The sequence below is a fragment of the Citrobacter sp. Igbk 16 genome (genome assembly GCF_028069755.1).
In the GTDB taxonomy this organism is placed as follows: Bacteria; Pseudomonadota; Gammaproteobacteria; order Enterobacterales; family Enterobacteriaceae; genus Citrobacter.
Map to the genome: position 1 here is coordinate 1 of NZ_JANEWJ010000024.1, position 21,731 is coordinate 21,731.

The 21,731-nt window shown below is 52.7% G+C and carries 18 protein-coding genes and 1 riboswitch; of the genes, 13 read left to right on the top strand and 5 right to left on the bottom strand.

All coding sequences use genetic code 11. From position 1 onward, the window contains the following. Positions 1-407: 407 nt before the first annotated feature. The 5 genes from leuL to leuD all read left to right on the top strand — a co-directional run bounded on the left by leuL (position 408) and on the right by leuD (position 5,265). The gene (gene leuL / locus NNO03_RS22800) at positions 408-494 is read left to right on the top strand and encodes a leu operon leader peptide (protein ID WP_075551415.1); all 87 of its coding nucleotides are present in this window, start codon (positions 408-410) and stop codon (positions 492-494) included. Between the two features lie 89 nt (positions 495-583). After that, positions 584-2,155: a 2-isopropylmalate synthase gene (leuA, locus tag NNO03_RS15765; RefSeq protein WP_271449959.1), complete on the top strand. Its 1,572-nt coding sequence runs from the start codon at positions 584-586 to the stop codon at positions 2,153-2,155. After that, complete coding sequence (leuB, locus tag NNO03_RS15770; protein WP_271449960.1) at positions 2,155-3,246, top strand: 3-isopropylmalate dehydrogenase; 1,092 nt, start codon at positions 2,155-2,157, stop codon at positions 3,244-3,246. Before leuA ends, leuB begins: the two co-directional genes overlap by 1 nt. Positions 3,247-3,248: 2 nt before the next feature. Further along, positions 3,249-4,649, top strand: a complete 1,401-nt coding sequence (leuC, locus tag NNO03_RS15775; protein ID WP_271449961.1) for a 3-isopropylmalate dehydratase large subunit — start codon at positions 3,249-3,251, stop codon at positions 4,647-4,649. A gap of 10 nt (positions 4,650-4,659) precedes the next feature. Then, entirely contained in the window at positions 4,660-5,265 is a 606-nt protein-coding gene (leuD, locus tag NNO03_RS15780; RefSeq protein ID WP_271449962.1) for a 3-isopropylmalate dehydratase small subunit, read from the top strand. A gap of 90 nt (positions 5,266-5,355) precedes the next feature. On the opposite strand, the gene NNO03_RS15785 is transcribed toward leuD, so the two are convergent. Continuing rightward, positions 5,356-6,534 carry a sugar efflux transporter gene (locus NNO03_RS15785; RefSeq protein WP_271449963.1) on the bottom strand — a complete coding sequence of 393 codons (1,179 nt, stop codon included), beginning with the start codon at positions 6,532-6,534 and terminating at the stop codon, positions 5,356-5,358. Positions 6,535-6,709: 175 nt separating this feature from the next. Further along, a complete protein-coding gene (gene sgrT, locus NNO03_RS15790; RefSeq protein WP_137383736.1) occupies positions 6,710-6,832 on the bottom strand; it encodes a glucose uptake inhibitor SgrT in 123 nt (40 codons plus the stop codon). 99 nt (positions 6,833-6,931) lie between these two features. Between sgrT and sgrR the strand changes: the two genes are divergently transcribed. The 4 genes from sgrR to thiQ all read left to right on the top strand — a co-directional run bounded on the left by sgrR (position 6,932) and on the right by thiQ (position 12,241). After that, positions 6,932-8,587 carry an HTH-type transcriptional regulator SgrR gene (gene sgrR, locus NNO03_RS15795; RefSeq protein ID WP_271449964.1) on the top strand — a complete coding sequence of 552 codons (1,656 nt, stop codon included), beginning with the start codon at positions 6,932-6,934 and terminating at the stop codon, positions 8,585-8,587. 46 nt (positions 8,588-8,633) lie between these two features. After that, positions 8,634-8,757: riboswitch (TPP riboswitch) on the top strand. 232 nt (positions 8,758-8,989) lie between these two features. Next, on the top strand, positions 8,990-9,973 hold the full coding sequence (thiB, locus tag NNO03_RS15800; RefSeq protein ID WP_271449965.1) for a thiamine ABC transporter substrate binding subunit: 984 nt from the start codon (positions 8,990-8,992) through the stop codon (positions 9,971-9,973). Further along, positions 9,949-11,559, top strand: coding sequence for a thiamine/thiamine pyrophosphate ABC transporter permease ThiP (gene thiP, locus NNO03_RS15805; protein ID WP_271449966.1), 1,611 nt, complete (start codon positions 9,949-9,951; stop codon positions 11,557-11,559). Before thiB ends, thiP begins: the two co-directional genes overlap by 25 nt. Next, the gene (thiQ, locus tag NNO03_RS15810) at positions 11,543-12,241 is read left to right on the top strand and encodes a thiamine ABC transporter ATP-binding protein ThiQ (RefSeq protein WP_271440482.1); all 699 of its coding nucleotides are present in this window, start codon (positions 11,543-11,545) and stop codon (positions 12,239-12,241) included. Before thiP ends, thiQ begins: the two co-directional genes overlap by 17 nt. A 97-nt stretch (positions 12,242-12,338) precedes the next feature. On the opposite strand, the gene NNO03_RS15815 is transcribed toward thiQ, so the two are convergent. Together NNO03_RS15815 and araC are read right to left on the bottom strand one after the other, a co-directional pair. Continuing rightward, the gene (locus NNO03_RS15815; protein WP_137383741.1) at positions 12,339-13,106 is read right to left on the bottom strand and encodes a DedA family protein; all 768 of its coding nucleotides are present in this window, start codon (positions 13,104-13,106) and stop codon (positions 12,339-12,341) included. A 119-nt stretch (positions 13,107-13,225) separates the two neighbouring features. Further along, entirely contained in the window at positions 13,226-14,071 is an 846-nt protein-coding gene (gene araC / locus NNO03_RS15820; protein ID WP_271449967.1) for an arabinose operon transcriptional regulator AraC, read from the bottom strand. Between the two features lie 339 nt (positions 14,072-14,410). Here araC and araB point away from each other — a divergent pair, with 339 nt between their 5' ends. The 3 genes from araB to araD all read left to right on the top strand — a co-directional run bounded on the left by araB (position 14,411) and on the right by araD (position 18,426). Next, positions 14,411-16,120 (top strand): ribulokinase, encoded by a 1,710-nt coding sequence (araB, locus tag NNO03_RS15825; protein WP_137383743.1) that lies wholly within the window; start codon positions 14,411-14,413, stop codon positions 16,118-16,120. A gap of 10 nt (positions 16,121-16,130) precedes the next feature. Beyond that, positions 16,131-17,633, top strand: a complete 1,503-nt coding sequence (araA, locus tag NNO03_RS15830) for an L-arabinose isomerase (protein ID WP_271440480.1) — start codon at positions 16,131-16,133, stop codon at positions 17,631-17,633. Between the two features lie 97 nt (positions 17,634-17,730). Next, a complete protein-coding gene (gene araD / locus NNO03_RS15835; RefSeq protein WP_271440479.1) occupies positions 17,731-18,426 on the top strand; it encodes an L-ribulose-5-phosphate 4-epimerase in 696 nt (231 codons plus the stop codon). Positions 18,427-18,466: 40 nt separating this feature from the next. Here araD and NNO03_RS15840 read toward each other — a convergent pair whose 3' ends face one another. Then, positions 18,467-18,853 carry a DUF4751 family protein gene (locus tag NNO03_RS15840; RefSeq protein ID WP_271449968.1) on the bottom strand — a complete coding sequence of 129 codons (387 nt, stop codon included), beginning with the start codon at positions 18,851-18,853 and terminating at the stop codon, positions 18,467-18,469. Positions 18,854-19,361: 508 nt separating this feature from the next. Here NNO03_RS15840 and polB point away from each other — a divergent pair. Beyond that, complete coding sequence (gene polB / locus NNO03_RS15845) at positions 19,362-21,713, top strand: DNA polymerase II (protein WP_271449969.1); 2,352 nt, start codon at positions 19,362-19,364, stop codon at positions 21,711-21,713. The last annotated feature ends 18 nt before the right edge of the window (positions 21,714-21,731 follow it).

Genomic DNA, 21,731 nt, shown 5'->3' on the forward strand with positions numbered 1-21,731 from the left:
CATGCACTAAGTGAATGTATATTTAAGATTTAATTAAATTTTTATATCATTAACACCGTGATGCTTAACATTTATTTATCAATCATTTTTCCCACGGCACCTCAAACCTATTCAAAGTTAGTATAAAAAACCGATAAATCATAAAGATAAAAAATCCATACACACGTTATCTCTTCAATATGCCGTTACAATAGCTGAAAACAAATATGCTCAAATATGTCAAATCGTGAAAAGTATGTAATCCACACGCTGATTTATTTTATACAACCATAAAAATTCAGCACAATTCGCTCAAAGTTCAGGAGATTTTTTCCGCCGACTGGGGGCATTTGTGGGGGATGGGGTTGACATCAATCTTCATATCCAGTACCACTAAAAGCATATCGCATTCGCCTGGAGCTTAATTGATGACTTACATTGCTCGTTTTAACGGTCTACTACTACTAAACGCATTCTCATTGCGCGGTAGACTGGTGGACGACATTCAGCATTAAGTCAGCTCCAGTTAAGACAAAAACCCGCGCCATTGCGCGGGTTTTTTTATGCTCGAAGCAAGGCGCCCTAAACACCAAGGACCTAAACCATGAGCCAGCAAGTCATTATTTTCGATACCACCTTACGCGATGGTGAACAGGCGTTACAGGCAAGCCTGAGTGTGAAAGAAAAACTGCAGATAGCTCTGGCCCTCGAGCGTATGGGCGTTGACGTGATGGAAGTGGGTTTTCCTGTTTCTTCACCGGGTGACTTTGAATCAGTACAGACCATTGCCCGTCAGGTCAAAAACAGCCGTGTTTGTGCGTTAGCTCGCTGTGTGGAAAAAGATATCGATGTGGCTGCTGAATCTCTGAAAGTGGCTGAAGCTTTCCGCATTCACACATTCATTGCCACGTCACCGATGCACATCGCGACAAAATTGCGCAGTACGTTGGATGAGGTGATTGAACGTGCGGTCTACATGGTTAAGCGAGCGCGTAATTATACCGATGACGTGGAGTTCTCATGCGAAGACGCAGGTCGTACCCCAATCGCCGATCTGGCTCGTGTGGTAGAAGCGGCCATTAATGCCGGTGCCAGAACCATCAACATTCCCGATACCGTCGGTTACACCATGCCTTTCGAATTTGGCGCAATCATTTCTGGTCTGTATGAACGCGTACCGAATATCGATAAAGCCATCATCTCCGTACACACCCATGATGACTTAGGCCTGGGCGTCGGTAACGCACTGGCGGCTGTTCATGCGGGCGCCCGTCAGGTGGAAGGCGCGATGAACGGTATCGGCGAACGTGCAGGCAACTGTTCACTGGAAGAAGTGATCATGGCGATCAAAGTGCGCAAAGATATCCTGAACGTGCAAACCCGTATTAATCACCAGGAAATCTGGCGTACCAGCCAGTTAGTCAGCCAAATCTGCAACATGCCGATTCCGGCCAACAAAGCGATTGTGGGTAGTGGTGCGTTTGCTCACTCCTCCGGTATCCATCAGGACGGCGTGCTGAAAAACCGTGAAAACTACGAAATCATGACGCCTGAATCCATCGGCCTGAACCAGGTACAGTTGAACCTGACCTCCCGTTCAGGACGCGCTGCGGTGAAACATCGTATGGACGAGATGGGCTATAAAGAAAGCGAATACAGCCTGGACAATCTGTATGACGCGTTCCTGAAGCTGGCAGATAAAAAAGGTCAAGTGTTCGACTACGACCTGGAAGCGCTGGCCTTTATTAACAAACAGCAGGAAGAACCAGAACACTTCCGTATGGACTATTTCAGTGTGCAGTCTGGTTCTAATGACATTGCTACCGCCTCCGTCAAGTTGGCCTGTGGCGAAGAAGTCAAAGCCGAAGCGGCTAACGGTAACGGCCCGGTCGATGCTATTTATCAGGCCATTAACCGCGTGACGGAATACAACGTCGAACTGGTCAAATATAGCCTGACCGCTAAAGGCCACGGTAAAGATGCGCTGGGTCAAGTGGATATCGTCGCCAACTATAATGGTCGCCGCTTCCACGGCGTTGGTCTGGCAACAGATATCGTCGAGTCTTCCGCCAAAGCGATGGTACATGTGCTGAACAACATCTGGCGTGCTGAAGAAGTCGAAAAAGAATTGCAACGCAAAGCTCAGAACAACGAGAACAACAAGGAAACCGTGTGATGTCGAAGAATTATCATATTGCTGTTTTGCCGGGTGACGGTATTGGCCCGGAAGTGATGGCGCAAGCATTGAAAGTATTGGACGCAATTCGCAACCGTTTTGGCATGCGCATTACCACCAGCCACTATGACGTGGGCGGTGCCGCTATCGATAACCACGGTCAGCCGCTGCCGCCAGCGACGATTGAAGGCTGTGAGCAAGCCGACGCCATTCTGTTTGGCTCCGTTGGCGGCCCGAAATGGGAACATCTGCCGCCTAACCAGCAACCCGAGCGTGGTGCGCTGCTGCCGTTGCGTAAGCACTTCAAATTATTCAGTAACCTGCGTCCGGCGAAGTTGTACCAGGGGCTGGAAGCCTTTTGCCCGCTGCGCGCCGACATTGCAGCTAACGGTTTCGACATCCTGTGCGTACGTGAACTGACGGGTGGGATCTATTTCGGTCAACCCAAAGGCCGCGAAGGCAGCGGGCAACATGAAAAAGCCTTTGATACTGAGGTTTATCACCGTTTCGAGATCGAGCGTATTGCCCGCATCGCGTTTGAGTCAGCGCGCCAGCGTCGTCGTAAAGTCACGTCGATTGATAAAGCTAACGTGCTGCAAACATCCATCTTGTGGCGTGAAATCGTCAATGAAATCGCCAACGAATATCCGGATGTTGAACTGGCGCATATGTATATCGACAACGCGACAATGCAATTAATCAAAGACCCGTCCCAGTTCGACGTACTGCTGTGTTCAAACTTGTTTGGTGACATTCTGTCTGATGAGTGCGCCATGATCACGGGCTCAATGGGCATGTTACCGTCTGCCAGCCTGAATGAGCAGGGCTTTGGCCTGTACGAGCCGGCTGGCGGTTCTGCACCCGATATCGCAGGGAAGAATATTGCAAACCCGATCGCCCAAATTCTGTCACTGGCCCTGCTGTTGCGTTACAGCCTGGATGCCAATGATGCGGCAACCGCAATTGAGAGCGCCATCAACCGCGCATTAGAAGAAGGTATTCGCACCGGTGACTTAGCCCGTGGCGCTGCCGCAGTCAGTACCGATGAGATGGGCGATATCATCGCTCGCTACGTCGCTGAAGGGGTGTAATCATGGCTAAGACGTTATACGAAAAATTGTTTAATGCGCACGTTGTCTTTGAGGCGCAAAACGAAACCCCACTGTTATATATCGACAGACATCTGGTGCATGAGGTGACCTCTCCGCAGGCATTTGATGGTTTGCGTGCGCATGGCCGCCAGGTTCGCCAGCCGGGTAAAACCTTTGCCACTATGGACCACAACGTTTCGACGCAAACGAAAGACATTAACGCCTCGGGCGAAATGGCGCGTATTCAGATGCAGGAGCTGATCAAAAACTGCAATGAATTTGGCGTGGAACTGTACGATCTGAACCACCCATATCAAGGCATCGTCCACGTGATGGGGCCAGAACAAGGCGTAACCTTACCGGGCATGACCATCGTCTGCGGTGACTCGCATACCGCCACCCACGGTGCGTTCGGCGCGCTGGCGTTTGGAATCGGGACCTCCGAGGTTGAGCACGTCCTGGCCACTCAGACCCTGAAACAGGGTCGCGCGAAAACCATGAAGATCGAAGTTAATGGTAAAGCCGCTCCCGGCATCACAGCCAAAGATATCGTACTGGCCATTATCGGTAAAACCGGTAGCTCAGGCGGCACCGGACATGTCGTTGAGTTTTGCGGCGAAGCCATTCGTGCACTGAGCATGGAAGGCCGTATGACGCTGTGCAACATGGCCATTGAAATGGGTGCCAAAGCGGGCCTGGTCGCACCGGATGAAACCACGTTCAACTATGTGCAGGGCCGTTTGCACGCCCCGAAAGGTGACGACTTTGCCAATGCGGTTGAGTACTGGAAAACGCTGAAAACCGACGATGGCGCAACGTTTGATACCGTCGTCACCTTGCAGGCAGAAGAGATCGCGCCGCAGGTGACATGGGGAACGAACCCGGGTCAGGTCATCTCAGTGAACGATAATATCCCCGACCCGGCATCATTTACCGATCCCGTGGAACGCGCTTCGGCAGAAAAAGCACTGGCTTATATGGGGCTGAAGCCAGGCATTCCGTTAACCGAAGTCGCTATCGATAAAGTGTTCATCGGCTCCTGCACCAACTCACGTATTGAAGATTTACGCGCCGCAGCAGAAATTGCCAAAGGCCGTAAAGTCGCCCCGGGCGTTCAGGCGCTGGTTGTTCCAGGTTCAGGTCCGGTAAAAGCGCAAGCGGAAGCAGAAGGTCTGGATAAGATTTTCATTGAAGCCGGTTTTGAATGGCGTTTACCCGGTTGTTCCATGTGTCTGGCCATGAACAACGATCGTCTGAATCCGGGCGAGCGCTGTGCTTCTACCAGCAACCGTAATTTTGAGGGCCGTCAGGGCCGCGGTGGACGCACACACTTAGTCAGCCCGGCAATGGCCGCCGCTGCCGCCGTCACCGGTCATTTTGCCGACATTCGCAGCATCAAATAAGGAAACTACCATGGCAGAGAAATTTACCCAGCATACCGGCCTGGTTGTCCCATTGGATGCCGCCAACGTCGATACCGATGCCATTATTCCCAAACAGTTTTTGCAGAAAGTAACACGCACCGGGTTTGGCGCTCATCTGTTTAACGACTGGCGTTTCCTGGACGAAAAGGGGCAACAGCCTAATCCGGAGTTCGTGTTGAACCTCCCGGAATATAAAGGTGCGTCAATTCTGCTGGCGCGGGAAAACTTTGGCTGCGGCTCTTCACGTGAGCATGCGCCCTGGGCGTTGACCGATTATGGTTTCAAAGTGGTCATTGCGCCGAGCTTCGCCGACATCTTCTACGGCAACAGCTTCAACAACCAGCTGCTGCCGGTGAAATTAAGCGATGAAGAAGTCGATGAGCTGTTCAAACTGGTACAGGCAAATCCGGGCATCCGTTTTGAGGTTGATCTGGAAGCGCAGGAGGTGAAAGCCGGAGACAAAGCGTATCCATTTGACATTGACGCTTTCCGTCGCCACTGCATGCTGAACGGTCTCGACAGCATCGGACTGACGCTGCAACATGAAGCGGCGATTACCGAGTACGAACACAAGCAACCAGCGTTTATGCGCTAGTCATTGTGACGCCGGATGCGCTGCGCTTATCCGGCCTACAAACGCATTCTAACTGTAGGCCGGATAAGCGCAGCGCATCCGGCAACATCATTAAACGTCTTTCACCCGCCCGGTCATCACCAGCGTAACCACAGAAATCGCCGCGATTACCCAGTAAACGGCAAAATGTCCGTAGCTTTGCGCGACAGCCCCCTGAATCACCCCTGCCAAAATGACACTCGTGGAAATGCTGTTGGTGAATAATGTGGTTGCAGAACCCGCGCGTCCCGGCATCAGATCCTGAAACCACAGCATCCCTATCCCAGCGACAATACCGATGAATACGGCGTTAAACAGCTGCAAAATAAGCAGCGCCGTATGGCTGTGAAAGAAAATAAGACCAAGGTAAAACAGCACGCCGGCCGCCACGGCAGTAATCATCATTCGTCGTTTACCAAAGCGCTTCACATAATAGCCCGCCAGAATCATCGCCGGAATTTCCAGCCCGGCAGCCGTCCCCATCAGAATCCCGGCAAGCTTGTCGGGTAAGCCCAGTTCAAGGCTTATCCACAGCGGCATATCGATGATGTACATCGTGTTGCAGGTCCACATTAACGTGGAGGCAATAAACAGCATGCGCACATTTTTATCCTGCCAGCCCCCCGTTTGTTCAAGCGGTAGATCAACAGGTTGTTCCACCCGGGCGACAGAGGGCAGGATCAGCGCAATCAGCACCAGGCTTATCGCAAAAATGCCAGCCGCAATAGAGAACATCACCGTGAAACCGTAATTCAGTGCCAGCATGAAGGCCAGCGGTGGCCCAATCACCCACGCCAGCGAAAGCTGTGCGCGCATCACTGAGCTAAACATCACCACTTCACGCGCTGAGTTATCCGCATACTCCCGCGCCAGCGCAAACAACTGCGGCATTGCAGTATTGGCCAGCGAGGCCAGCAACACACCGCAGGTGATCAACGTGAGATAGTGACGATTAAAGGCAAACAGCAGCGCATTGCCAATTGCCATCAAGCAGCAAAACATGATCAGTTTGCGCCGATCGCCCTGGCTGTCGGAACGTTTTGCAAGCCCGAGGCTAACCACGATCCCGGCAATCGCATTGACGGTATAAAACAACCCGACCCAGAATGGCTGCGCCCCGACTTCGCGGCTCAGGAACAGACTCAGCGTGGGTGCCTGCAATGCCCCCGCCACGCCCATCATAAAAGCGACCAGCATAAATGCCGCGTAAACGCCGTTGAGGCGCCGTCCCATGGTCATAATCCAGAGCATATCTTTCCTTTTAAGCGCAGCTGAAACGAAAAAAGCCAGCAGAAAAAATCTGCTGGCGGGTGAACGAGGCTGTATCTTGCCATTATATCTGGCACCGACGCTCAGAGATAATGGCAGGATACAGCCTGCACCAATACTCAGTCACACATGATGTCTGCAATTCCCAATTCAGGAGTCAGGCTGTCACCTCCCACTGCATCAGATCTTCGAGCATCTTTAAGCGCTGCGGTGCGCTCAGGCAAGCCAACCAGGACGATTTCTCTGTCGCGGTAAAGTACTTCATATAGAACTGACGCATAGATGACCCCTTCGTTGTCTCATCGCTTCATCGAAATCTATTATTGGCCTAATATAGGGATAATAAAATTGCTGAGTTTTTTGCAGGAGTTCCCCTTTTATGTCTTCAGGTCGTTTGCAACAACAGTTCATCCGTCTGTGGCAATGCTGTGATGGCAAAACGCAAGACACGACACTGAACGAACTGGCGGAGCTGCTTAGCTGCTCGCGCCGCCATATGCGAACCCTGCTTAATACCATGCAGGAACGTGGCTGGTTAACCTGGGAAGCGGAGGTCGGTCGGGGTAAACGCTCTCGCCTGACATTTCTCTATACCGGGCTGGCACTCCAGCAGCAGCGGGCAGAAGACCTGCTGGAACAGGATCGCATCGATCAGTTGGTACAGCTGGTCGGTGACAAAACCGCCGTACGACAGATGCTGGTTTCCCACCTCGGTCGTAGCTTTCGCCAGGGGCGGCACATCATGCGTGTCCTGTATTATCGACCGATGCGCAACCTGCTGCCCGGTACGGCATTACGCCGTTCCGAAACCCATATCGCCCGGCAAATCTTCAGCGCCTTAATTCGGGTAAATGAGGAAAATGGGGAACTGGAAGCCGATATTGCGCATCACTGGCAGCAGATTTCACCTTTGCACTGGCGTTTCTTTCTACGCCCGGGGATCCATTTTCACCACGGCCGTGAACTGGAAATGGACGATGTGATCGCCTCACTGACCCGCATTAATACGTTGCCGCTGTACTCGCATATTTCGCATATCGTCTCCCCCACGGCCTGGACGCTGGATATCCATCTGTCCCAGCCCGACCGCTGGCTTCCCTGGTTACTGGGACAAGTCCCCGCCATGATCCTGCCGCGAGAATGGGAAACGTTGAATAACTTCTCCAGCCACCCGATTGGGACTGGCCCGTATGCGGTGATACGTAATACCAATAACCAACTGAAGATTCACGCATTTGATGACTATTTTGGCTACCGGGCGCTGATCGACGAAGTGAATGTTTGGGTGTTACCTGACATCGGTGAAGAACCTGGCGGCGGGTTGACGCTAAAAGGTCCCACGGAGGATGAAAAGGCGATCGAGAGCCGCCTCGAAGAAGGCTGCTACTACCTGCTGTTTGATACGCGTACCCGCCGCGGCGCTAATCAGGAGGTCCGCGAGTGGGCTAGCCGCGTACTCTCGCCAACCCATTTAATCTGTCACGCCGACGAACAGTATCAGCGACTGTGGTTCCCCGCCTATGGTTTACTCCCCCGCTGGCACCACGCCAAACCCGGCCATGGTGAAAAGCCAGCCGGGCTGGAAACCCTGACGCTCACTTACTATCGCGATCATATCGAACACCGGATTATCGCGCAGATCATGAAAACGTTGCTGGCGCAGCATCAGGTGCAACTGAATATTCAGGAGATCGACTACGATCAATGGCATGCAGGTGAAATAGTCAGCGATATATGGCTAAACAGCGCCAACTTTACCCTACCGCTGGACTTCTCGCTGTTCGCCCATTTGTGCGAAGTCCCGTTGCTGCAAAACTGTATCTCGCGGGACTGGGAAAACGATGCCGCCCGCTGGCGAACCGGTGAAATGAGCCTGGCTGCGTGGTGCCAACAGTTGCTCGCCACAAAGGCCATTGTGCCATTGATCCACCACTGGTTGATCATTCAGGGACAGCGCAGTATGCGCGGGTTACGCATGAACACCCTCGGCTGGTTTGATTTTAAATCAGCGTGGTTTGCACCACCGGATCCTTAGATCCGGCTCTTGATTGCTGCCCGGCAACAAAATCACTACACTAACGCCGTTCTCAACGGGGTGCTAAATAAAAACATACACAAAATCATTCGTTCTGTGTATGGGCTGAGAGATACCCGTCGAACCTGATCCGGATAATGCCGGCGAAGGGATTTGAGGCTGTAGCTCAAGTCCTTTGCCACCTAACTCGTCATACTTCAAGTTGCAGATGCGTTGGCTTTATTACTCGGCCCATCCATGGGCCTCGCCCTTTCAGGGCCGCTGCAAGCAGCGTTCAAATCGGCTCCCGGCAGGTTTGTCGCTCACCCCAGTCACGTACTACCTGTACGCTCCTGGGGATGTGCTGCGTCGCCGCCTTCCTGCAACTCGAATTATTTAGAGTTTTACTTTATGAGGTGCAAAGTGTTTAAAAAATGTCTTCCGCTTTTACTGCTGTGCGCAGCGCCTGCCTTCGCTAAACCTGTACTGACCATCTACACCTACGACTCGTTCGCGGCTGACTGGGGCCCCGGCCCGACAATCAAAAAAGCCTTTGAAGCTGACTGCAACTGCGAGCTGAAACTGGTCGCGTTAGAGGATGGCGTATCGCTGCTGAACCGCCTGCGTATGGAAGGAAAAAACAGCAAAGCTGACGTCGTACTGGGACTGGACAACAACCTTCTGGCAGCCGCGACGCAAACCGGGCTGTTCGCTAAAAGCAACGTGCCGGAGAATGCAGTCAGTGTGCCAGGCGGCTGGAAAAACGACACCTTTGTCCCGTTTGATTACGGTTATTTCGCCTTTGTTTATGATAAAAAAAAGCTGAAAAACCCGCCGAAGAGCCTGAAGGAACTGGTGGAGAGCGACCAGAAATGGCGCGTAATCTACCAGGATCCGCGTACCAGCACGCCGGGGCTGGGGCTGCTGCTGTGGATGCAAAAAGTCTATGGTGATAAAGCGCCGGAGGCATGGCAGAAACTGGCAGCCAAAACCGTCACCGTCACCAAAGGCTGGAGTGAAGCCTACGGCCTGTTCCTGAAGGGTGAAAGCGACCTGGTGTTGAGTTACACCACCTCTCCGGCCTATCACATCATCGAAGAAAAAAAGGGTAACTACGCCGCCGCTAACTTTAGCGAAGGTCACTATCTGCAGGTGGAAGTTGCCGCACGTACCGCAGCCAGCAAGCAACCGGAGTTGGCGGAAAAATTCCTGAAATTTATGGTATCTCCGGCATTCCAGAATGCGATCCCAACGGGCAACTGGATGTATCCGGTGACGCAGGTCAACCTGCCGCCAGGATTTGAGCAACTGGAAAAACCGGTCAACGCACTGGAATTTACCCCGCAGCAAGTTGCTGCCCAGCGTCAGACATGGATTAGCGAATGGCAACGCGCCGTCAGCCGTTAATTCCCGGCTGGCTGATCCCAGGGCTTTCAGCAGCCACATTGATGGTGGCTGTCGCGCTGGCCGCATTTCTGGCACTGTGGTTTAACGCACCGCAGGGAGAATGGGTATCGCTCTGGCAGGACAGCTACCTGTGGCATGTGGTGCGCTTTTCTTTCTGGCAGGCATTTTTGTCCGCAGCGTTGTCCGTTATCCCGGCGATTTTTCTCGCCAGAGCGCTCTATCGCCGGCGTTTTCCCGGACGTCTGGCCCTGTTGCGCCTGTGCGCGATGACGCTGATCTTGCCGGTGCTGGTCGCCGTATTCGGCATCCTTAGCGTATATGGTCGTCAGGGCTGGCTGGCCTCGCTCTGGCACACATTCGGGCTGGAGTGGACGTTTTCGCCATACGGCTTACAGGGTATTCTGCTGGCGCATGTCTTTTTCAACCTGCCGATGGCGAGTCGTTTGCTGCTGCAATCGCTGGAGAACATCCCCGGCGAGCAACGCCAGCTCGCGGCGCAGTTAGGGATGCGCGGCTGGCATTTCTTCCGTTTTGTTGAATGGCCGTGGCTGCGTCGTCAGATCCTCCCCGTAGCAGCACTTATCTTTATGCTGTGTTTCGCCAGCTTCGCCACCGTGCTGTCGCTCGGCGGCGGACCGCAGGCAACCACTATTGAGCTGGCTATCTATCAGGCACTGAGCTTTGATTACGATCCCGCGCGGGCGGCTATGCTGGCCCTGATCCAGATGGTTTGCTGTTTAGCGCTGGTACTGCTCAGCCAACGGCTGAGTCGCGCCATCGCACCCGGTAATACGCTGGTACAAGGCTGGCGCGATCCCGACGATCGTCTACACAGCCGACTGGCTGACATAATTCTGATTGCTCTCGCGCTGTTGCTGTTGCTTCCACCGTTGCTGGCGGTGATTGTCGATGGCTTAAACCGCAATGTACTGGATGTGCTTACGCAACCAGTGCTGTGGCAAGCACTGGAGACGTCACTGCGTATCGCGCTGGCGGCAGGCATATTGTGCGTCATTCTGACGATGATGCTGCTGTGGAGTAGCCGCGAACTGCGCGCCCGGCAGCAGGTATTGGCAGGTCAGGCGCTGGAACTGAGCGGCATGATGATACTCGCCATGCCGGGTATCGTACTGGCTACCGGGTTCTTTTTGTTGCTCAATAACAGCATTGGGTTACCGGAATCGGCTGACGCCATCGTGATTTTCACCAATGCACTAATGGCGATCCCTTACGCACTGAAGGTGCTGGAAAACCCGATGCGCGATGTAACCGCACGCTACAGTATGTTGTGTCAGTCTTTGGGTATTGAAGGATGGTCACGGCTGAAAGTGGTTGAACTACGCGCCCTGAAGCGCCCGCTGGCGCAGGCGATGGCCTTTGCTTGTGTCCTGTCGATTGGTGATTTTGGCGTCGTCGCCCTGTTCGGCAATGAAGATTTCCGCACCCTGCCGTTTTATTTGTATCAACAGATTGGATCTTACCGCAGTCAGGATGGCGCGGTTACGGCGTTATTGCTGCTGATCCTGTGTTTTACGCTGTTTACCGTTATTGAGAAATTGCCGGGACGAAATGTTAAAACTGATTGATATTACATGGCTTTATCACCACTTACCCATGCGTTTCACATTATCGGTAGCACGCGGTGAGCAAGTCGCGGTGCTCGGGCCAAGCGGCGCCGGGAAAAGCACGCTATTGAATCTGATTGCCGGATTTCTGACGCCTGCCAGCGGCATAATGATGATTGAAGGCGAAGATCACACCGCCACACCGCCCTCTCGTCGTCCTGTTTCCATGCTGTTTCAGGAAAACAACCTGTTCAGCCATCTGAACGTACAGCAAAACATCGGCCTGGGTCTGAATCCGGGATTAAAACTGAACGCGTCTCAGCGTGAGAAACTACAGCACATCGCCCAACAAATGGGTCTTGATAACCTGCTGGACAGGCTCCCCGGCGAGCTTTCCGGCGGACAAAGGCAACGTGTAGCACTGGCACGTTGTCTGGTTCGCGAACAACCCGTTTTACTGCTTGATGAGCCGTTTTCTGCACTCGATCCGGCATTGCGCCAGGAGATGTTATCGCTGGTTGCCGAGGTCTGTCGTGACAAACAACTGACGATGCTGATGGTCTCCCATAGCGTTGAAGATGCGGCACGCATTGCGCCACGTTCAATTGTGGTCGCTGATGGGCGCATTGCATGGCAAGGCAAAACGGACGATCTGTTAAGCGGCAACGCCAGCGCCTCGGCCCTATTGGGCATTAAAGCATAATGCGTTGCCGGATGACGGCGTGAACGCCTTATCCGGCCTACAGGTCGCACATTATGTAGGCCGGATAAGGCGAAGCCGCCATCCGGCAAAGGAATCGTCAGTAACCCACCACTTTGCGCAAAATATCGAGATACACCGGCATCAGTGGATGACGCAATAACGCCACCAGCGCGACGACGCCAATCCCAAGCGTCAGCGGCGCCAGATACAGCAGGCGGCCACGCGGCAAATATGCGGTTAAACGATCGACAGCGGCTTTGCCACTGCGCCACAGTCGCCAGCACAGCCAGCCACCCACCCACAGCAGCAATGCAGTCGCCAGCAACAGCCATTTGAAATCTCCGCTCTGCATATCGGAAGGAATATCGATTGCCGCGCCCGCCAGAATACCCGGCAGGAAATAGAACGGTGGCCACAGCACACAGCCGATGATATTGGGAACGATGAATTTGGCGACGGGCAGATCCAGCATTCCCGCCACCATCGGTACCAGTGGACGTGTCGGGCCAACAAAACGCCCTACCAAAATAGTAAACATGCTGTGCTGATGTAGCGCGTGTTCGGTCTTGTCCAGCAACGCTTTATTCTTTTTCATGAAGGACCAACGGTGCAACGGTTTTTTAAAGCGCCAGCCCAGCCAGAAAGAGATCCAGTCCCCCAACAAGCAACCGACGATGCCCGCAAGCCAGGCATGCCAGAAATTCAGTTCACCACTGCCAATTAAGGCGCCCAACCCCGCCATCATCACGGTGCCAGGTAGAATCAGGCCAACCAGCGCCAGAGACTCTAAAAAAGCCACCAGAAGCACAGCTATCAAAGAGTACATGGCGGACTGGAGAATAAAGTGTTCCAGCAATGCTTGCATAATGTGTCCGTCAGATTTACGAAGCAGGGATTCTGCAAACCCTTCTCAACTTCGTCAAGCCATCAATTGTCTGAATAGATTGCGAGTTATGACAACTTTCAGGACACATCATTCACTTTTTATTCACATCCAGCGCGAAACTCGCTCGGACTGGCACCGGTGCATTTTTTGAAAACGCGGGAGAAATAAAGTTGGTCGTCAAAGCCAACATTGCGACCCACCGTGGCAATAGGCATACGTGTGGTACTCAACAGTAGCTTGGCCTGGCTGATACGCTGATCCTCGCGCCAGCTTAATACGCTGATGCCCAATTGCTGACGGAACAGATGTGACAGCCGGGACGGTGACAGGCAGACATGCTGCGCAACGCTGGCAATGTCAAAATTACTGTCCGCCAGATGATCGCTGATGTACTGGCAGGCATCGCGCACACGGTTATCCATCGGCGGATGCAGCGATTCGTTAATCGCTTCCATACGCCTGAGCAATAATTGCTCCAGCAGGTTAATCGCCAGCAGTTCGGAATAGCGTCCTTCCCCCTGTCCGGCATGAATGATCTGTCCAAACAGTTCGTTAAAATGCGGCTGGTGCGCCTCGTCCGGGCGGAAAAAACCGGTCTGGGCAAAGATTGCCGGCCAGGCCAGCCACTCCTGCCAATAGGCACGCGGTCGGAAGTAGACCCACTGGTGATACCACTCGCTGGCATCAGGATGGCGTCCGTAATGGTGAATTTCGCCGGGTGGGAACAGCAAAATATCACCAGGTCGACAGACAAACTGCTTACCCTGATTATTGATGACCCCTTCACCTCGGATGGTGAGGTTCAGGATATAACCTTTCATACCCAACGGCCTGTCGATAAAAAAATCCAGATATCCGTTCGCCTCAATGGGGGTTAAACCCGCCACCAAATGCGCATTAAACGAATACCCAGGCAGCAGGGGATCGTTTTGCGGTTCAGCCATAATTTCAATACTCCCTCTGTTCTGATAAGAAACAATTTGTCCATATTGTGTAAGACTTCATCACCGCCGTCCCTGCAAGTCGCTATGACGTCAGCAATGCACCATCAACCCCGCTTGTGAAAAGCACTTTGTTAAAAACCTGTACGATGCCAACGACAAAAACGGCTAACAAAAGTGTCTATAAGTACGGCAGAAATGTCCACATTGAATATTTGCACGGCGTCACACTTTCTGATGCCACAGCATTTTAGTCCATAAGATTAGCGGATCCTGCCTGACGGTTTTTATCCCCACTATCTACTGTTTATCCATACCCGTATTTTTGGATGGAGTAAGACGATGGCGATTGCAATTGGCCTCGATTTTGGTAGTGATTCGGTACGTGCTTTAGCGGTGGAATGTGCCACCGGCGCAGAAATCGCCACCAGCGTAGAGTGGTACCCGCGTTGGCAGGAAGGGCAATATTGCGACGGCCCAAACAATCAGTTTCGCCATCACCCGCGCGACTACATCGAATCCATGGAAGCGGCACTGAAAACCGTGCTGGCCGAACTGAGCGCTGAGCAACGTGCGGAAGTGGTCGGGATTGGCGTTGACAGCACTGGTTCGACTCCGGCACCTATTGATGCCGACGGCAACGTGCTGGCGCTGCGTCCTGAATTCGCTGACAACCCGAACGCCATGTTTGTGCTGTGGAAAGATCACACCGCAGTCGAAGAAGCTGAAGAAATTACCCGCCTGTGCCACACACCGGGCAAAGTCGATTACTCCCGTTATATCGGTGGCATTTATTCCAGCGAATGGTTTTGGGCAAAAATCCTGCACGTTACCCGTCAGGACAGCGCTGTCGCACAGGAAGCGGTCTCGTGGATTGAGCTGTGCGACTGGGTTCCAGCCCTGCTCTCGAATACCGTACGCCCGCAGGATATTCGCCGCGGACGCTGCAGCGCCGGACACAAATCACTGTGGCATGAAAGCTGGGGTGGACTGCCACCAGCCAGTTTCTTTGATGAACTCGATCCCGTCATCAACCGCCATTTGCAATACCCAATGTTTACCGACACCGTCACCGCCGACCTACCGGTTGGCACGTTATGCGCTGAGTGGGCACAGCGTCTGGGTCTGCCAGAAAGCGTCGTCATTTCAGGCGGTGCATTTGACTGCCATATGGGTGCCGTAGGCGCTGGTGCGCAACCCAATACGCTGGTAAAAGTCATCGGCACCTCGACCTGCGACATTCTGATTGCCGACAAGCAAAGCGTGGGCGAACGCGCAGTGAAGGGGATTTGCGGCCAGGTTGATGGCAGCGTCGTCCCACACTTTATCGGTCTGGAAGCGGGTCAGTCTGCTTTCGGCGATATCTATGCCTGGTTTAGCCGCGTCTTGAGCTGGCCGCTGGATCAGCTTGCGGCACAACATCCTGAACTGAAAACCCAGATTAAAGCCAGCCAAAAACAACTGCTGCCTGCGCTGACTGAAGCGTGGGCAAAAAACCCATCGCTGGATCATTTGCCGGTGGTACTCGACTGGTTCAACGGCCGCCGTACGCCAAACGCGAACCAGCGTCTGAAAGGGGTTATCACCGACCTGAACCTTGCGACCGATGCTCCGGCCCTGTTTGGTGGTCTGATTGCCGCCACGGCGTTTGGCGCACGCGCCATCATGGAATGCTTTACCGAACAAGGCATAGCGGTCAACAACGTCATGGCATTGGGCGGTATCGCGCGTAAAAACCCGGTCATCATGCAGACCTGCTGTGACGTGCTGAACCGTCCGCTACAAATCGTTGCTTCAGACCAGTGCTGCGCACTCGGTGCCGCAATCTTCGCCGCTGTTGCCGCTAAGGTCCACGCAGACATTCCAGCCGCCCAACAAAAAATGGCGAGCGCCGTAGAAAAGACGATGCAACCTCGCCCAGAACAGGCTCAACGTTTTGAACAGCTTTACCGCCGCTACCAGCAGTGGGCAGTAAGCGCTGAACAACAATACCTTCCGACTGCCATGCCGGCGCAAAAAACACCGGTAAACCAGGCAACCCTGACACATTAAGGACACGACAATGACGATTTTTGATAACTATGAAGTGTGGTTTGTGATTGGTAGCCAGCATCTGTATGGCCCTGAAACACTGCGTCAGGTAACCCAACATGCCGAGCACGTCGTTAACGCACTGAATACTGAAGCTAAACTGCCCTGCAAACTGGTCTTAAAACCGCTGGGTACCTCGCCTGACGAAATCACCGCTATTTGTCGTGACGCCAACTATGACGATCGCTGCGCAGGGATGGTCGTCTGGCTGCATACCTTCTCCCCGGCAAAAATGTGGATCAACGGCCTGGCGATCCTCAATAAACCGCTGATGCAGTTCCACACCCAGTTTAACGCTGCTCTGCCATGGGACAGCATTGATATGGACTTTATGAACCTGAACCAGACCGCGCACGGCGGCCGCGAGTTCGGTTTCATCGGCGCGCGTATGCGTCAACAGCATGCCGTGGTCACCGGTCACTGGCAGGATAAACAGGCACACGAACGTATCGGTTCCTGGATGCGCCAGGCCGTCTCCAAACAGGATACCCGTCACCTGAAAGTGTGCCGTTTTGGCGACAACATGCGTGAGGTTGCGGTCACTGACGGCGATAAAGTGGCGGCACAAATCAAATTCGGCTTTTCAGTAAATACCTGGGCCGTGGGCGATCTGGTACAGGTGGTGAACGCAATCAGCGACGGCGAAATCAACGCGCTGATCGACGAGTACGAAAGCACCTACACTATGACAGCGGCCACTCAGATCCACGGTGACAAACGTCAAAACGTGCGGGAAGCTGCCCGTATTGAACTCGGCATGAAGCGTTTCCTGGAACAGGGTGGATTCCACGCCTTTACGACAACATTCGAAGATTTGCACGGCCTGAAACAACTTCCGGGTCTGGCCGTACAGCGTCTGATGCAGCAGGGCTACGGCTTTGCGGGCGAGGGCGACTGGAAAACTGCCGCTCTGCTTCGCATCATGAAGGTGATGTCAACCGGTCTGCAGGGCGGCACCTCATTTATGGAGGATTACACCTACCACTTCGAGAAGGGCAACGATCTGGTACTCGGCTCGCACATGCTGGAAGTGTGCCCGTCTATCGCGGTGGAAGAGAAACCGATCCTCGACGTACAACATCTCGGCATTGGTGGTAAAGACGATCCGGCCCGCCTGATCTTCAATACCAAAACAGGCCCTGCTGTTGTTGCCAGCCTGATCGATCTCGGCGATCGCTATCGTCTGCTGGTTAACTGCATCGACACCGTACCCACCCCACATGATCTGCCGAAACTGCCGGTGGCAAACGCACTGTGGAAAGCCCAACCGGATCTGCCAACTGCATCTGAAGCCTGGATCCTCGCCGGCGGCGCACATCACACCGTCTTTAGCCACGCGCTGGATCTGAACGATATGCGTCAGTTTGCTGAAATGCACGATATCGAGATCGCAGTGATCGATAACGACACCCGCCTACCGGCCTTTAAGGACGCGCTGCGCTGGAACGAAGTGTATTACGGGTTCAAACGTTAATCGTCGAAACGGATTGCCCGGTGGCATTTCATTTACCGGGCCTGCAAACCACTGTAGGCCGGATAAGCGAAGCGCCATCCGGCATTCAGGAGTTAACATGTTAGAAGATCTTAAACGTCAGGTACTGGAAGCCAATCTGGCGTTGCCTAAGCACAATCTGGTCACCCTGACCTGGGGCAACGTTAGCGCCGTCGATCGTGAGCGTGGCGTATTTGTGATTAAACCATCCGGTGTCGATTACAGCGTCATGACTGCCGACGATATGGTGGTAGTCAGTATCGCCACGGGCGAAGTGGTGGAAGGCCAGAAGAAACCCTCTTCTGATACACCAACGCACCGTCTGCTGTACCAGGCATTCCCGACGATTGGCGGCATTGTTCATACCCATTCTCGTCACGCAACCATCTGGGCGCAGGCAGGCCAGTCAATCCCGGCCACGGGCACAACGCATGCGGACTATTTCTATGGCGCCATCCCCTGCACGCGTAAAATGACCGATGTCGAGATTAACGGCGAATATGAATGGGAAACCGGGAATGTGATCGTCGAAACCTTTGAGAAGCAAGGGATTGATGCCGCACAGATGCCTGGCGTATTGGTGCATTCTCACGGCCCGTTTGCGTGGGGAAAAAATGCCGAGGATGCAGTACATAACGCGATTGTGCTGGAAGAAGTCGCCTATATGGGCATCTTCTGTCGCCAACTCGCACCGCAGTTACCGGATATGCAGCAAACATTGCTGGATAAACATTACCTGCGCAAACATGGTGCTAAAGCGTATTACGGACAGTAGGCTAAAAAAGCGCGTAGATAATCTACGCGCTCCTTTATAGTTATTCGCTGTAATATTCAGCAAATGAGCCCTGGTATACGCGATTATCCACGCTGATATAATCAATTACACAGTCATGATGCCCCAGATTTTTCTCTCCATCCAGACAGTGGAAAAACTCATAGTTTGTAATGGTAGCCTGCCACTTTTGACCGTTCAGCAGATAATTAATAACCGTATCGTGGTGACCATTTTTCCTGTCCCCCGCTTTGTAATGGAAAAAAGCATTCCCATCCTCAGTAACATCAGCACACCAAAACTGACCATCCCACGTTTTATACGCGATATATTTGCTAACAGTCTTCACATTATTATCAGCAAGCAACGTGTTAACAAACATATAATTTTTGTATTTTGCTGCATTCTTTTCTTTTGTGCGAAATTCCATAAAAACTCCATTTTTGCATTAGATATATAAAATGAAACATCCGAACCATAACCAAAAGCAAATTCATACATTGGCATAAAAATCGAATAACACAGAGAGATAACCCGACGAGATCGAACTGACATCCGTTTTTATTCAATAATAGAATTCCAGTTAAATATATTATATTTAACCAACAAGCCCGAACACTTCAGATAAGATCTTTACACCAACCAGTAATAAACACAAATAAAAAAATCGTAATTTTCCAATTCCGAGAAATAAGTTACACAATTAAACAAGCACAATTCCTAAAAAGTAACGAAAATAGACTTGAATTCAACTCGTATTATATAAATAAGGTGGGTAATAAAAAAATAAAAAAGTAAGCCTACGAATAAAATAATTCATCCCCTAAAATCTCAATCCTCGTATTCATGACTCAAATCCGTTATGGACTGTATAAAAAAACAGTACAACCAGATAAACCAGGCTATAATAATGTCTGGTTTTTTGACGGATACGCAGCGTGGCGCAGGCTGGTTTTATTTTAACCCGACACTGGCGGGATACCCCGCAGGGGACAGAGGTTTCATTCTGGCTGGCAACGGACAATGGGCCACTGCTGGTTACGCTCGCGCCACAGGAATCCGTCGCGTTTATCCCCACACACCAGACGCCTCGTGTAACGTCATTATTACGCACAGAAAACGGCTATCGGCTGACACCGCTCACACTCCAGGATTTCCACCGTCAGCCAGTTTCGGGCCTGTATTGCCGTTCGCACCGCCAGCTTATGCGGCTGGAAAAACTGCTGCGTGAAAATGGTGTGACGGTTTACGAGGCCGATGTCCGCCCACCAGAACGTTATCTGATGGAACGCTTTATTACCTCCCCGGTTTGGGTCGAAGGTACTCCTCAAAACAACACACTCATTAATGCCCGACTGAAGCCGAACCCGGACTACCGACCACCGTTGAAATGGGTATCGCTGGATATCGAAACAACGCGTCACGGTGAGCTGTACTGCATCGGCCTTGAAGGTTGCGGGCAGCGTATTGTCTATATGCTCGGCCCGCCGAATGGCGATGCCTCCCGGCTGGATTTTGAACTTGAGTACGTCGCCAGTCGCCCGCTGTTGCTGGAAAAACTTAACGACTGGATTGCCCGTCACGATCCTGATGTGATCATCGGTTGGAACGTGGTGCAGTTCGATTTACGCGTCCTGCAAAATCATGCTGAACGTTATCGTATCCCACTGCGTTTTGGTCGCGACAACAGCGAACTGGAGTGGCGTGAACACGGTTTTAAAAACGGTGTTTTTTTCGCGCAGGCCAGAGGGCGTCTGATTATTGACGGCATTGAGGCGCTGAAATCCGCATTCTGGAATTTTTCGTCATTCTCGCTGGAAACGGTATCGCAGGAACTCCTTGGCGAAGGGAAGTCGATTGATAATCCCTGGGACAGAATGGACGAAATTGACCGTCGTTTTGCCCAGGATAAGCCCGCTCTTGCTACTTACAACCTCAAAGACTGTGAGCTGGTCACGCGTATTTTTCATAAAACCGAGATCATGCCGTTTCTGCTGGAACGTTCGACGGTAAACGGTCTGCCTGTCGACCGGCACGGCGGTTCGGTTGCCGCTTTCGGGCATCTTTACTTACCGCGGATGCACCGCGCCGGTTACGTCGCGCCCAATCTGGGAGAAGTTCCCCCTCATGCCAGCCCCGGCGGCTACGTGATGGACTCGCGCCCGGGTTTGTACGACTCTGTATTAGTGCTGGATTACAAAAGCCTGTATCCCTCAATTATCCGTACTTTCTTGATCGACCCCGTGGGACTTATCGAAGGGATGGCACATCCGGAACCGTTGCACAGCACCGAAGGGTTCCTCGACGCGTGGTTCTCCCGCGAAAAGCACTGCCTGCCGGAGATTGTTACCCAAATCTGGCACGGGCGCGACGAAGCGAAACGCCACGGCAATAAACCGCTCTCTCAGGCGCTAAAAATCATCATGAATGCGTTTTATGGCGTACTTGGCACCACCGCTTGTCGCTTCTTTGATCCGCGGCTGGCCTCGTCGATCACCATGCGCGGCCATGCGATCATGCGCCAGACCAAAGCGCTGATAGAAGCACAGGGCTACGATGTCATCTATGGTGATACCGACTCGACCTTTGTCTGGCTTAAAAAGGCGCACTCAGAAGACGATGCCGCCAAGATTGGCCGGGAATTGGTGAGCTATGTCAATAACTGGTGGGCGCAATCACTACAACAGCAAAACCTGACCAGCGCGCTGGAGCTGGAGTTTGAAACCCATTTCTGTCGCTTTCTTATGCCCACCATCCGCGGTGCCGATACCGGCAGCAAAAAGCGTTATGCCGGGATGATCCAGGAAGGTAATGCACAACGCATGGTGTTTAAAGGCCTGGAAACGGTGCGTACAGACTGGACACCGCTGGCACAGCAGTTTCAGCAGGCGCTGTACCTGCGAATTTTTCGCAACGAGCCTTACCAGGAGTTTGTCCGCGAGACCATCGACAAATTGATGGCGGGTGAACTCGATGAACAACTGATTTATCGCAAACGCCTGCGCCGCCCGCTAAGCGAATACCAGCGTAATGTCCCACCGCACGTTCGCGCGGCGCGACTCGCCGATGAACAGAATGCAAAACTCGGTCGCCCACCGCAGTATCAAAATCGCGGGACGATCAAATATGTCTGGACGGTAAATGGCCCAGAACCCGTGGATTATCAACAATCCCCCCTGGATTACGAGCACTATCTGACCCGGCAGATACAGCCCGTAGCCGAGGGAATTCTTCCCTTTATTGATGATAACTTTGCTACACTACTCACAGGACAACTGGGGTTATTTTGACGCGTGACGAAACCGCCG

Coding starts and splice junctions, on each gene's coding strand:
- sgrT (WP_137383736.1), bottom strand. CDS start 6,832: ATGCGTCAGTTCTATATGAAGTACTTTACCGCGACAGAGAAATCGTCC.
- thiP (WP_271449966.1), top strand. CDS start 9,949: ATGGCAACGCGCCGTCAGCCGTTAATTCCCGGCTGGCTGATCCCAGGG.
- araB (WP_137383743.1), top strand. CDS start 14,411: ATGGCGATTGCAATTGGCCTCGATTTTGGTAGTGATTCGGTACGTGCT.
- leuA (WP_271449959.1), top strand. CDS start 584: ATGAGCCAGCAAGTCATTATTTTCGATACCACCTTACGCGATGGTGAA.
- araA (WP_271440480.1), top strand. CDS start 16,131: ATGACGATTTTTGATAACTATGAAGTGTGGTTTGTGATTGGTAGCCAG.
- araC (WP_271449967.1), bottom strand. CDS start 14,071: ATGGCTGAACCGCAAAACGATCCCCTGCTGCCTGGGTATTCGTTTAAT.
- leuL (WP_075551415.1), top strand. CDS start 408: ATGACTTACATTGCTCGTTTTAACGGTCTACTACTACTAAACGCATTC.
- leuC (WP_271449961.1), top strand. CDS start 3,249: ATGGCTAAGACGTTATACGAAAAATTGTTTAATGCGCACGTTGTCTTT.
- NNO03_RS15785 (WP_271449963.1), bottom strand. CDS start 6,534: ATGCTCTGGATTATGACCATGGGACGGCGCCTCAACGGCGTTTACGCG.
- leuD (WP_271449962.1), top strand. CDS start 4,660: ATGGCAGAGAAATTTACCCAGCATACCGGCCTGGTTGTCCCATTGGAT.
- thiQ (WP_271440482.1), top strand. CDS start 11,543: ATGTTAAAACTGATTGATATTACATGGCTTTATCACCACTTACCCATG.
- sgrR (WP_271449964.1), top strand. CDS start 6,932: ATGTCTTCAGGTCGTTTGCAACAACAGTTCATCCGTCTGTGGCAATGC.
- araD (WP_271440479.1), top strand. CDS start 17,731: ATGTTAGAAGATCTTAAACGTCAGGTACTGGAAGCCAATCTGGCGTTG.
- NNO03_RS15840 (WP_271449968.1), bottom strand. CDS start 18,853: ATGGAATTTCGCACAAAAGAAAAGAATGCAGCAAAATACAAAAATTAT.
- leuB (WP_271449960.1), top strand. CDS start 2,155: ATGTCGAAGAATTATCATATTGCTGTTTTGCCGGGTGACGGTATTGGC.
- NNO03_RS15815 (WP_137383741.1), bottom strand. CDS start 13,106: ATGCAAGCATTGCTGGAACACTTTATTCTCCAGTCCGCCATGTACTCT.